The organism is Kitasatospora sp. NPDC090091, from assembly GCF_044747365.1.
Taxonomy (GTDB): Bacteria; Actinomycetota; Actinomycetes; order Streptomycetales; family Streptomycetaceae; genus Kitasatospora.
The window spans coordinates 109,573-121,204 of record NZ_JBIVDY010000015.1; the positions used below are offsets into that span (position 1 = coordinate 109,573).

The 11,632-nt window shown below is 71.3% G+C and carries 12 protein-coding genes and 1 tRNA gene; 9 read left to right on the plus strand and 4 right to left on the minus strand.

Features of this window, described 5'->3' with window-relative positions; all coding sequences use genetic code 11:
• Positions 1-721: 721 nt before the first annotated feature.
• Positions 722-2,011, minus strand: a complete 1,290-nt coding sequence (locus tag ACIPSC_RS25565) for a PTS transporter subunit EIIC (RefSeq protein WP_400828388.1) — start codon at positions 2,009-2,011, stop codon at positions 722-724.
• A gap of 403 nt (positions 2,012-2,414) precedes the next feature.
• Between ACIPSC_RS25565 and ACIPSC_RS25570 the strand changes: the two genes are divergently transcribed.
• From ACIPSC_RS25570 to rdgB, 4 genes are all read left to right on the plus strand, one after another.
• Entirely contained in the window at positions 2,415-2,648 is a 234-nt protein-coding gene (locus tag ACIPSC_RS25570) for a glucose PTS transporter subunit EIIB (RefSeq protein ID WP_238862766.1), read from the plus strand.
• A gap of 125 nt (positions 2,649-2,773) precedes the next feature.
• The gene (gene rph / locus ACIPSC_RS25575; protein WP_400828389.1) at positions 2,774-3,499 is read left to right on the plus strand and encodes a ribonuclease PH; all 726 of its coding nucleotides are present in this window, start codon (positions 2,774-2,776) and stop codon (positions 3,497-3,499) included.
• Between the two features lie 177 nt (positions 3,500-3,676).
• The gene (locus tag ACIPSC_RS25580) at positions 3,677-4,081 is read left to right on the plus strand and encodes a hypothetical protein (RefSeq protein ID WP_400828390.1); all 405 of its coding nucleotides are present in this window, start codon (positions 3,677-3,679) and stop codon (positions 4,079-4,081) included.
• Between the two features lie 37 nt (positions 4,082-4,118).
• The gene (rdgB, locus tag ACIPSC_RS25585; RefSeq protein ID WP_400828391.1) at positions 4,119-4,724 is read left to right on the plus strand and encodes an RdgB/HAM1 family non-canonical purine NTP pyrophosphatase; all 606 of its coding nucleotides are present in this window, start codon (positions 4,119-4,121) and stop codon (positions 4,722-4,724) included.
• A 70-nt stretch (positions 4,725-4,794) separates the two neighbouring features.
• Here the strand turns inward: rdgB and ACIPSC_RS25590 are convergent.
• Positions 4,795-4,877, minus strand: a tRNA-Leu gene (locus tag ACIPSC_RS25590).
• A 7-nt stretch (positions 4,878-4,884) separates the two neighbouring features.
• Positions 4,885-5,604: an HNH endonuclease gene (locus tag ACIPSC_RS25595; protein WP_400828392.1), complete on the minus strand. Its 720-nt coding sequence runs from the start codon at positions 5,602-5,604 to the stop codon at positions 4,885-4,887.
• 261 nt (positions 5,605-5,865) lie between these two features.
• On the opposite strand from ACIPSC_RS25595, the gene ACIPSC_RS25600 reads away from it, so the two are divergent.
• The gene (locus ACIPSC_RS25600) at positions 5,866-8,319 is read left to right on the plus strand and encodes a chitinase C-terminal domain-containing protein (RefSeq protein WP_400828485.1); all 2,454 of its coding nucleotides are present in this window, start codon (positions 5,866-5,868) and stop codon (positions 8,317-8,319) included.
• A 148-nt stretch (positions 8,320-8,467) separates the two neighbouring features.
• Here the strand turns inward: ACIPSC_RS25600 and bcp are convergent, their stop codons facing one another.
• Positions 8,468-8,944, minus strand: a complete 477-nt coding sequence (bcp, locus tag ACIPSC_RS25605; protein ID WP_400828393.1) for a thioredoxin-dependent thiol peroxidase — start codon at positions 8,942-8,944, stop codon at positions 8,468-8,470.
• A 143-nt stretch (positions 8,945-9,087) separates the two neighbouring features.
• Here bcp and ACIPSC_RS25610 point away from each other — a divergent pair, with 143 nt between their 5' ends.
• The 4 genes from ACIPSC_RS25610 (at position 9,088) to ACIPSC_RS25625 (ending at position 11,608) form a co-directional block, all read left to right on the plus strand.
• Positions 9,088-9,429, plus strand: coding sequence for a DUF3618 domain-containing protein (locus tag ACIPSC_RS25610; protein ID WP_400828394.1), 342 nt, complete (start codon positions 9,088-9,090; stop codon positions 9,427-9,429).
• A gap of 191 nt (positions 9,430-9,620) precedes the next feature.
• Positions 9,621-9,923 carry a co-chaperone GroES gene (locus ACIPSC_RS25615; protein ID WP_313767833.1) on the plus strand — a complete coding sequence of 101 codons (303 nt, stop codon included), beginning with the start codon at positions 9,621-9,623 and terminating at the stop codon, positions 9,921-9,923.
• Between the two features lie 112 nt (positions 9,924-10,035).
• Positions 10,036-10,347 carry a hypothetical protein gene (locus tag ACIPSC_RS25620; protein ID WP_400828395.1) on the plus strand — a complete coding sequence of 104 codons (312 nt, stop codon included), beginning with the start codon at positions 10,036-10,038 and terminating at the stop codon, positions 10,345-10,347.
• Between the two features lie 85 nt (positions 10,348-10,432).
• Positions 10,433-11,608: a winged helix DNA-binding domain-containing protein gene (locus ACIPSC_RS25625; RefSeq protein ID WP_400828396.1), complete on the plus strand. Its 1,176-nt coding sequence runs from the start codon at positions 10,433-10,435 to the stop codon at positions 11,606-11,608.
• Positions 11,609-11,632: the final 24 nt, after the last annotated feature.

The window sequence follows — 11,632 nt, forward strand, 5'->3', positions numbered from 1 at the left end:
CTGGTCTACACCACACGTGGTGTAGACCAGTTTTGTAGCACGGGCGGGGAAGGGGGGGAACCCTCGAAAGCGGTGTCGGCGGGAAGCGCTATGAAATCGAAACCTACCTGCGGAACGACGATCATGATTACCCGCCGTGATTGGGATTTTGGCTATTTGCGCAACAAAACGGCCCGGCTGCCCGGCGGGGGCCGTCCGGAGGGTCCGGCGCGCTGTGTGGACGACCGGGCGGGGCGGGAGCGGCGCCCGCACCCGTCTCCCCTGCGGTCGCGGCGGGGCGGGTCGACCGCGGCCCGCCGCGACCGGCCGGAGGTCCGTCCCGCTGCCCCCGGAGTCCGGATTTCCCGTGGACCGATCGCGGCGGAGTCGAGGGGTCCGTCCCGTCCGCTCCGGGAAAACCGGTGGCGGCGCCCTTGTGGAACGGCGATCGCCGATTCTCGGACGGTCCGGCGCGCGCCGGCAGCGATCATTCCCCCACCCGGACGGCGCACCGCCGGCGCTGCCGACCGGGTCCGGTCCCAGCCCCGCCCGGCGCCGTCGCAGCCCCGTACGGGCGGTGCCGCAGCCTGCCCGGCCGCGGCGGGCGGCCCGTCGCCGAATTCCCCGCAGCGGAAATTCCGGCGTCCCGGGAATGCGGCTGCATTGCTGTTCAGGAAATGCCGAAGGCCCCCGGTCCGGCGGTCCGGGGGCCTGTTGCGGACAATGTGCGGTGACGTTCGGTTTATGCCTTGGTCACGTCCTCGACCTCGCTGTCGTCCTCGCGTCCGGGGGTTTTCACGTCGAATTTCACGATGATGAAGCGGAACAGCGCGTAGTACACGGCGGCGAAGCAGGCCCCGATCGGGAGGATCAGCCAGGGCTTGGTGGCGAGCCCCCAGTTGAGCCCGTAGTCGATCAGGCCGGCCGAGAAGCTGAACCCGTCGTGGACGCCGAGCCCCCAGGTGATCGCCATCGACGCACCGGTCAGCAGGGCGTGCACCGCGTACAGGGCGGGGGCGATGTAGGCGAAGGAGTACTCGATCGGCTCGGTGATGCCGGTGACGAAGGAAGTCAGGCCGACCGAGAGCATCAGGCCGTAGATCTCCTTGCGGCGGTGCGGCTTGGCCGAGTGGGCGATCGCCAGCGCGGCGGCGGGCAGGGCGAACATCATGATGGGGAAGAAGCCGGAGGTGAACTGCCCGGCCGTCGGGTCGCCCGCCAGGAAGCGCGGGATGTCGCCGTGGACGATGGCGCCGTCCGGCTTGGTGTAGTCGCCGAACTGGAACCAGAGGAAGAAGTTCAGCAGCTGGTGCATGCCGACCAGCAGCAGCACGCGGTTGAGGACGCCGAAGATACCGGCGCCGACCGAACCGAGGTCGGAGAGGTGCTGGCTGAGGTCGGTGAGGGCGCGGCCGATCGGCGGCCAGGCCCAGACCGAGAGGCAGGCCAGCAGCAGGCCCGCCACGGCGGTGATCATCGGCACCAGGCGGCGGCCGTTGAAGAAGCCCAGCCAGTCCACCAGCTTGGTGCGGTGGAAGCGCATCCAGAGCCAGGCCGAGATCAGGCCCAGCAGGAGGCCGCCCAGCACGCCGGGGTTCTGGTAGACCGCGGCCGCGGCCTTGGCCGAGGTGAAGTCGATGCACTGGTCGCTGATCAGCACCGTCGGCGGCTTGCACTTCTCGGGAAAGGCCTGCAGCACCTCGAAGTAGACGAGGAAACCGACCACCGCCGCAAGCGCCGTCGAGCCGTCCGCCTTCTTGGCCATGCCGATGGCGACGCCGACGCAGAACAGCATCGGCAGGCCGAAGGAGGAGTCCAGCAGGGCCCCGCCGGCCGCCGCGAAGACCTTGGCCACGTTGTCCCAGCCCAGGCCCTCCGGGCCGAAGACGTCGGGCTGGCCGAGCCGGTTGAGGATGCCGGCCGCCGGGAGCACCGCCACCGGCAGCTGCAGCGAGCGGCCCATCTTCTGGAGCCCGCCGTAGAGGGTGTGCCACCTCGTGGTCCGCGGGGCCGCGGCGCCTGCCGAACTCATCCGTCGCCCTCCGAGCAGCTGCCGGCCGCGGATCCCCCGGTCGGGGCCGCCGGGCGGGGCGCTGGAACCACCGGGGCCCTTCCTGCGTCCGTCGGAGTACACATATATTGGTGTAGACCACTTTTCGGTACGCAGGTCGCGCGCGCCGGGACGAAGCCCCGCTGATCGCCATCCTCGGACGAAGATCCAGACGGTGCGCGCCGAAATGGGCCAAAAGTGGACTAACGTGGCAGACCGGTCCAGATCGGGTGATGCTTGTCGCGCCGCCGTGCGGCGCGACGGCTGCTGAATCCGCGTCAGCACCGGTACCGACCCGCCACCGGCCTCCGGCCGGAGGTACCCAGCACAGCGCAGGACGGCACCCGGCAGAGCAGCCGGCGGGCCGAGACAGAGGGAGAGACAGATGGCCAGCAAGGCTGAGAAGATCGTCGCCGGTCTGGGCGGAATCGAGAACATCGAAGAGGTCGAGGGCTGCATCACCCGCCTGCGCACCGAGGTCAAGGACGCCTCCCTCGTCGACGAGGCCGCGCTGAAGGCCGCCGGCGCCCACGGCGTCGTCAAGATGGGCACCGCGATCCAGGTCGTCATCGGCACCGACGCCGACCCGATCGCCGCCGACATCGAGGACATGATGTGAGCTGAGCCCGCCCGCCCTCGGCCCGCCCGCCCTCCGGGGCCGGCGGGCCGAGGCCTTCGGGGCACGATTCCGGACCGGTCGGGGCGAACCCGGACCACCCGACGGAGCGGCTACGCTCGGTGCCTATGTCACGCATCGACGGCCGCACCCCCGACCAGCTCCGCCCCATCACCATCGAACGGGGCTGGAGCAAGCACGCCGAAGGCTCCGTCCTCATCTCCTACGGCGACACCAAGGTGCTGTGCACCGCCAGCGTCACCGAGGGCGTCCCGCGCTGGCGCAAGGGCAGCGGCGAGGGCTGGGTCACCGCCGAGTACTCCATGCTCCCCCGCGCCACCAACACCCGCGGCGACCGCGAGGCCGTCAAGGGCCGGATCGGCGGCCGCACCCACGAGATCAGCCGCCTGATCGGCCGCTCCCTGCGCGCCGTCATCGACCACCGCGCGCTGGCCGAGAACACCATCGTGCTCGACTGCGACGTCCTCCAGGCCGACGGCGGCACCCGCACCGCCGCCATCACCGGCGCCTACGTCGCCCTCGTCGACGCCGTCTCCTGGGCCCGCGAGAAGAAGATCCTGCGCGCCAAGGGCCAGCCGATCACCGGCGGCGTGAGCGCCGTCAGCGTCGGCATCATCGACGGCGTCCCCATGCTCGACCTCCAGTACGAGGAGGACGTCCGCGCCGAGACCGACATGAACATCGTCTGCACCTCCGACGGCCGCTTCGTCGAGGTCCAGGGCACCGCCGAGGGCGCCCCCTTCGACCGCGCCCTGCTCGACCGGCTCCTCGACCTCGGCACCCTCGGCTGCGCCGAGCTGGACGAGATCCAGCGCAAGGCCCTGGAAGGCTGACCCCCCTTCACGCCGCTCCCTCCTGCTGCACCCCGCTTCACCACCGGCTCTTCGCGGCCCGGCGTTTACACGCCGGGCCCGGAGACCGTACGGTTCCCGCAGCACACCGTTTGCGGGAACCGCGAGCCCCTCGCGCGCGTCCGTCCCCTACGGAACCCGCGCTCCGAGGAGGACTTGATGCCCGACAGCATCACCCGCGCCGGCATCACCCGCCCCGCCGCCCTCGCCGTGGCCGCGCTCATCGCCGTCCTGCCGCTCAGCGTGGTCAGCTGCTCCGCCGTCCAGAAGGCCATCGACTGCGGCAACACCGCCGTCACCATCACGGGTGACGTCAACGACGTCGTCTCCGCGTTCAACAACGCGAGCAACGACGCGGCCACCGCCGGGCAGTCGCTGCAGAAGCTGAAGAACGACCTGGACCAGCTGGGCAAGAACTCCTCGAACACCGACGTCGCCAAGGCCGTCACCGACCTCAACACCCAGGTCGACAAGCTCCAGCAGGCCGTCAACAACAAGCAGGTCCCGGACCTCAAGCCGCTGGGCGACGCCGCCGGCAACCTGACCAAGGTCTGCACCGGCTGACGCCGGTCCGCCCGGCCCGGGCGGTTAGGGTGGGTTCATGTCCACCCGTCTGATTCTCGCCACCCGCAACCAGCACAAGGTCGCCGAGCTCCGGGCCATCCTGGGTGACGCCGGCCTCGACGTCGAACTGGTCGGCGCCGACGCCTACCCCGAGGTCCCGGACGTCCCCGAGACCGGCGTGACCTTCGCCGAGAACGCCCTCCTCAAGGCCCACGCTCTCGCCCGGGCCACCGGCCTGCCCGCCGTGGCCGACGACTCCGGCCTCTGCGTGGACGTGCTCAACGGCGCCCCCGGCATCTTCTCCGCCCGCTGGGCCGGCAAGCACGGCGACGACCGCGCCAACCTGGAGCTGCTGCTCGCCCAGCTCTCCGACATCGACGCCGCCCACCGCGGCGCCCACTTCTTCTGCGCGGCCGCCCTCGCCCTGCCCGACGGCACCGAGCGCGTCGTCGAGGGCCGGCTCCTCGGCATCCTCCGCACCGCACCGTCCGGGGACGGCGGCTTCGGCTACGACCCGATCCTCCAGCCCCTCGGCGAGACCCGCACCTGCGCCGAACTGACCCCGGCGGAGAAGAACGCCATCAGCCACCGCGGCCAGGCCTTCCGCGCCCTGGCCCCGGTGGTGAAGGACCTGCTGGGCTGAGACCGGCCCCCGGAAAGCCGAAGGCCCGCTCGACGAACCTCTTCGAGCGGGCCTTCGATTCAAAGGCTCGTGCGGCCTGAGGGATTCGAACCCTCACGGGATTTCTCCCACGGGCACCTAAAACCCGCGCGGCTGCCATTTCGCCAAGGCCGCATGGCCTTCAGTCTAGGGGCTCGTCCCGGGCGCGGACACCGCCATTTCGAGGGGCGTCGTCGTCCTGGCCGCCCGCCGGGGCCGGCTCGGCGCGCCTGCGCCTGTTGCGGCCGCAGTAAGTCTCGGTGACGGCGTGGCAGTTCGGGCAGAGCAACCGGAGGTTGCCGGGTCGGTTGTCGGACCAGTCCCCGCTGATGTGATCGACCTCCAGGGTCAGTGGACGCCCCTGCCACTCGGGGCCGGTGCCGCAGCCCTCACACAACTCGGGCCGGCCGAGTTCCGCCAGCGCCTGGCGGATTCGCGCGCCCGGCAGTCGTTTGGCCTCCCGCGGGCGTCGAGTGAGGAGCCGTTCGGCCGGAATGCGGGTGGGCCCCCGCTTGCCGCGACTGTGGGCCTGCCCGGTGAAGTGCGAGGTGTCGATACCGAGCGCCTTGATCCGGCGGCCGATGTGGGCCTGGGTGCCACCTGCCTGGCGCTGGTTGAGGTGCCGGACCACCCCGGCCACGCTCTGGCAGGCCGAGACCGCTTCCGTGAGGACCTCGCGGGTGTAGACGCTTCCGGCGTGTCGGAAGTGCGAGGTGTCGATCGCGTACTCGGTCAGCTTGCGGCGCAGGTACTTGCGCCGATCCTTGTTCGGCTCTCTGTCGAGGGTGGTGAGCATCTCGTCGAGTGTGGCAGCCGACGCCGCGAGTTCCGCCAGCAGTTCACGCGTGTACCTGACCGTCATGGTCGTCCCCCTTCGGGCTGGTGTGCGCCCGTCCCCCGGGTCGGTGAACGATCGACGGGCGGATCGGTCACGGCCTTGCCGGGACGTCTCCGGAACCGGCCGTTCCGGGGACGGGTTTTGGGGAACTGACGGCCAATTGGTACAGACCTATTGACCTATGTGGTTCAGACCACATACCTTCAGCGCCAATTCTGCATTCCCCCACGTGCGTGCTCCCCCACAGGTACGCGCCGACACTCTCTCCCGGAGGACCGAGTGTTGATCCGAAGCACGGCGACGCGGCGTCCCACCGCCGACCGCCGCTCCACGAGCCCGGCCGCCCGTGCCGGCCTGGCCTCGCTGGCGGCCGCCGGCCTGGCCGGCCTGCTGATGGCGACGCTGGGCGCGGCGCCCTCGCAGGCGTCCGCCGCCGTCGACAACGCGGCCTGCCGCCCCGACGGGCTGTACCAGACCCCCGGGGTCGACGTCCCGTACTGCAGCGTCTACGACACCAGCGGCCGCGAGAAGATGGGCGCCGACCACCAGCGCCGCATCATCGGCTACTTCACCGGCTGGCGGACGGGCAAGGACGGCACGCCGCCCTACCTGGTGAGCGACGTCCCCTGGGACAAGGTCACCCACCTCAACTACGCGTTCGGGCACGTCGGCGGCGACAACAAGCTCTCCGTCGGCACCGACAACGACAAGAACGAGGCCACCGGCATCTCGTTCCCGGGCGTGCCCGGTGCCGAGCTGGACCCGTCGCTGCCCTACAAGGGCCACTTCAACCTGCTGACGAAGTTCAAGAAGCAGTACCCGAACGTCAAGACCATGATCTCGGTGGGCGGTTGGACCGAGACCGGCGGGTACTTCGGCGACGACGGCAAGCGCGTCAACTCCGGCGGCTTCTACTCGATGACCGTCAACCCGGACGGCAGCGTCAACCAGGCCGGCATCGACACCTTCGCCACCTCGGCGGTCGACTTCATCAAGAAGTACGGCTTCAACGGCGTCGACATCGACTACGAGTACCCGACCTCGATGAAGGACGCGGGCAACCCGCTGGACTGGCAGCTCGCCAACGGCAAGCGCGGCTCGCTGGCCAAGGGCTACGCGGCCCTGATGAAGACGCTGCGCGAGAAGCTGGACCGGGCCGGCGCCGCCGACGGCAGGCACTACCTGCTCTCGGTCGCGGCGCCGTCGTCCGGCTACCTGCTGCGCGGGATGGAGACCTTCCAGGTCGCGCAGTACCTGGACTACGTCAACATCATGTCGTACGACCTGCACGGCGCCTGGAACAAGTACGTCGGCCCGAACGCCTCGCTGTTCGACGACGGCAAGGACGGCGAGCTGGCGGCGGCAAACGTCTACGGCACCGCGCAGTACGGCGGGATCGGCTACCTGAACGCGGACTGGTCGTACCACTACTTCCGCGGCGCGATGCCGGGCGGCCGGATCAACGTCGGCCTGCCGTACTACACGCGCGGGTTCAAGAACGTCACCGGCGGCACCAACGGCCTCTGGGGCACCTCGTCCACCAACACCTGCCCGGTCGGCTCCGGCCTGACCACCTGCGGTGACGGCGCGGTCGGCATCGACAACATCTGGAACGACAAGGACGACGCGGGCAAGGAGTCCCCGGCCGGGTCGAACCCGATGTGGCACGCGAAGAACCTGGAGAAGGGCGTCGTGCCCGACTACCTCGCCAAGTACGGCGTGACGGACACCGCGCTGCAGGGCACCTACACCCGCAACTACAGCTCCGCCCTGGTGGCGCCGTGGCTGTGGAACGACACCAAGAAGGTGTTCCTCTCCACCGAGGACGAGCAGTCGGTGGCCGCCAAGGCGGACTACATCGTCGACCGCGGCGCCGGCGGCGCGATGATCTGGGAGCTTGCGGGCGACTACAAGTGGGACGCGGCCGCCAACGGCGGCAAGGGCCAGTACGTGCCGGGCTCGACGCTGACCTCGGTGATGTACGACAAGTTCAAGGCGGCCACGCCGTACGGTGCGGTCCGGTCGACCACGGCGCTGCCGCAGCAGACCCTGCCGATCGACGTGTCGTTCACCAACTTCGCGCTGGGTGACTCGAACTACCCGATCAACCCGAAGATCCACATTGTCAACAACTCGGCGCTGACCCTGCCGGGCGGCACCGAGTTCCAGTTCGACTACAGCAACTCTGCCCCGGGCAACGCCAAGGACCAGTCCGGCTTCGGCCTGACCGTCATCAAGCAGGACAACCCCGGGCCGGGCAACGTGGGCGGCCTCAAGGGCACCTACAACCGGGTGTCGGTGAAGCTGCCGGGCTGGCAGTCGCTGGCGCCGGGCGCGTCGATCGACATGGACTTCGTCTACTACCTCCCGGTGTCGACGCCGTCGAACTGGACGGTCAACGTCGGCGGCACGCTGTACGGGCTGAAGGGCGACCTGACCCGCGGCGCGGCGGACGGGAGCACGCCTCCCACCACCCCGCCGACGACGCCTCCCACCACCCCGCCGACGACCCCGCCGACGACGCCTCCCACCACTCCGCCGACCACTCCGCCGACGACGCCGCCGACCACCCCGGCCGGCTGCGCCGGAGCACCGAGCTGGGACGCGGCGACCACCTACGCGACCACCACCAAGGTGTCGTGGAAGGGCCACTACTACCAGAACAAGTGGTGGACCAAGGGTGAGGACCCCTCGCTCAGCGGAGCCTGGGGAGTCTGGAGCGACCTCGGGGCCTGCTGATCACGGCGGTCCGCCGAGGTGAGGAACGGCGGTGGCGGTGCACCCGGTCGGGGGGTGCGCCGCCACCGCTGCGTCGTGTCCGGCGCGGACAGCACCGGGGCACGGCGGTGGCGAAGTGACACCGGCCGTGCCCCGGCGGGGAGTCGGGTCAGGCCGCCTCGACCTTGAGGTCGCGCAGCAGCTTGGCCACGTGGCCGGTGGCCTTGACGTTGTAGAGGGCGCGCTCGACCTTGCCCTGCTCGTCGACGACGACGGTGGAGCGGATCACGCCGACGTACGTCCGGCCGTAGTTCTGCTTCTCGCCGTACGCGCCGTAGGCCTCCAGGACGGCGTGGTCCGGGTCGGAGAGCAGGGTGACCTTGAGGTCCTCGGCCTCGCGGAACTTGCCGAGCTTCTCCGGCTTGTCCGGCGAGATGCCGATGACGTCGTAGCCGGCGCCGGCGAACACCTCCAGGTTGTCGGTGAAGTCGCAGGCCTGCTTGGTGCAGCCGGGGGTGAGCGCGGCCGGGTAGAAGTAGACGATCACCTTGCGGCCGAGGTGGTCGGCGAGGGACACCTGGTTGCCGTCGGCGTCGGACAGGCTGAAGGCGGGCGCGGTGTCGCCGGGCTGGAGTCGCTCAGACACGGGGGACTCTCCTGGTGCGTGGACGGGTGGTCGTACCACCGCAAACTTACCCCCGATGGTGGGTGGGGCCGCGCGGCCGTGCAGAGCAGCTGACAGACTGGGTCAGTCGCACAGGACAACATCAGTGAATTGGGGTGGCCCGAGTGGGCGAGGCGAGCACGAAGGACATGTCGGCGCGGACGACCGCCCAGATCGAGGCGGACATCGCCCGCACCCGCACCCAGCTGGCGTCGACCCTGGACGAGCTGGCCATGCGCGTGCACCCGAGCACCATCTCCGCCCAGGTGAAAGCCAAGGCCGTGGCCACGGTGGAGGAGAAGGCCGGCCGGGCCTACGTGGCGGCCAGCGGGCTGGTGGAGAAGGCCAAGGCGCAGTTCGTCGACGACAAGGGGCAGCCGCGCAAGGAGCGGATCGTCCCGGCCGCGCTGGTCGGCGTCGGTCTGGTGCTGCTGGTGGCCTCGTCCCGCAAGCGCCGCAAGGGCTGAGCGGGGAGGTCGTCCGGGCCGGGTGCCGGTGGCGCCCGGCCTTTCCGCATGCCGGGCCAGCGTCACACCGCCCGCCCGGGAGCGGTACCTTCGGGGGCGTGAGTACGAACGACGAACCGACCCCGCAGACCGCCCCGCACGTGTCCGACTCGCCGCGTCACGACCGGCTGGGCGAGAAGCTTCCGATCAAGATGCTGCACGACCGCGTCCTGGTGAAGACCGAGGGCGGCGAGGGCGAGCGCCGTTCCACCGGCGGCATCCTCATTCCGGCGACCGCCGAGCTGTCCAAGCGCTGTGCCTGGGCGGAGGCGGTCGCGGTCGGCCAGAGCGTGCGCTCGGTGGAGCCGGGCGACCGCGTGCTGTACGACCCGGAGGACAAGCTGGAGGTCGAGGTCCGCGGCGCCACCTACGTGTTGCTGCGTGAGCGCGACCTGCACGCCGTGGCCGCGATGCGCTTCGGCGACGCCGAGGGTTCGACCGGCCTCTACCTCTGATCCGGGGCAGCGGGGGCCTCGGGCCCGGCGGCCGCCGGGCCCGAGGCCGGCACGCCCGCTGCACGACCACTGCACGACCACTGAACGGGTCGACCCGGGGGAGGGGACCGACGTGGATCACCTGCGGTACTTCTTCGAATACGGCGTCGATACGCCGCTGTGGCCGCACGACCCGGACAGCCCGTACGGTCACCCGACCGAGCTCGCCCGGCTGCCGATCAGTCCTGCGCTGCGGGCGGAGCTCTCCGAGCTGGCCGACCGCTACCAGTCGTCGCTCGACGTGGAGTACCCGCCGGACCCGTCTCCCTGGCCGCGGGAGGAGCAGGACCGGTTCAACGCACAGGCCAGGGCCGCCCTGGTCGCGCTGCGCCGTGAGCTGGGGCCGGGTTGGACGGTCGACGACCGGTTCGTGCCGGTCGACTGAGCGCCCGCCGACGCCGACGCCGCTCCCGGCGGGTGGCGTCGGCGTCGTCGGCGGCTGTGTCGGTGGCGGGCGCTAGGGTCCCGCCATGAGCAGCGGTCCGATTCCGATCAGTGACGAACAGCGCCGCGCCCGGCTGGGGCGGCGGCACCTGTTGGCGGCGGCCGGCCGGGCGGCCCGGGTCGAGCAGGTGGCGGACGCGGTGGTGGGTCTGCACGCCACCGACGCGGCGACGGTGTACCTGTCGGCCTGCGCGCGGCTGGCGGAGCCGTCGGCGGGGGAGGTCGAGCGGGCGCTCTACGAGGACGTCACGCTGGTGAAGCTGCTGTCGATGCGGCGGACGCTCTTCGCGGTGACGGAGGACTTCGCGCCCTTCGTGAGCGCGTCGACGGCGCGGGCGATCGCCGTCAAGGAGCGGGCGACGCTGCTGAAGCACCTGCGGGAGTTCGCCGAGGGCTGGGACGAGGCCCGGCTGGCCGAGACGGAGCGGGCGGTGCTGGCCGCGCTGGAGCGGCGCGGCGAGGCGACCACGAGCGAGCTCGGCGCGGACGTCCCGGCCATGCGCGAGACCATGCTGATGTCGGCCGGCAAGCCGTACGAGGCGAAGCAGAGCGTGGGCAGCCGGCTGCTGCGGCTGCTGGCCTCGGACGGGCACGTGCGGCGGTGCCGTCCGCGCGGGTCCTGGCTGAGCAGCAGCTACCCCTGGGCGCCGGTGGCGCAGTGGCCGGACGTACCGGTGGGGGAGGCGAAGGCCGAGGTGGTGCGGCGCTGGCTGGCGGCGTACGGGCCGGCCACGGTCGAGGACGTGAAGTGGTGGACGGGCTGGACGCTGGGGGACACCCGCAGGGCGCTGGGTGACGTGGGTGCGGTGGACGTCGCGCTGGCGGGCGGCGGGGCGGGGCTGGTGCTGCCGTCGGACACCGGGCCGGTGCCGGAGCCCGAGCCGTGGGCGGCGCTGCTGCCGGGGCTGGACCCGACGGTGATGGGCTGGCGCGGCCGGGACTGGTACCTGCGGCCGGAGGACGTCCCGGCGCTGTTCGACCGGGCCGGGAACGCGGGGCCGACGGTGTGGTGGTGCGGCCGGGTGGTGGGCGGCTGGGCGCAGCGCCCCGACGGCGAGGTGGTGTGGCGGTTCTTCTCGGACGTCGGGGCGCAGGCCGGGGCGGCGGTTGCGGCGGAGGCGGCGCGGCTGGCGGGCTGGCTGGGGGAGGTGCGGGTGACGCCGCGGTTCCGGACGCCGCTGGAGCGGGAGCTGTCGGCGTAGGCGCGGCGGCAGGCCGGCTCCCGG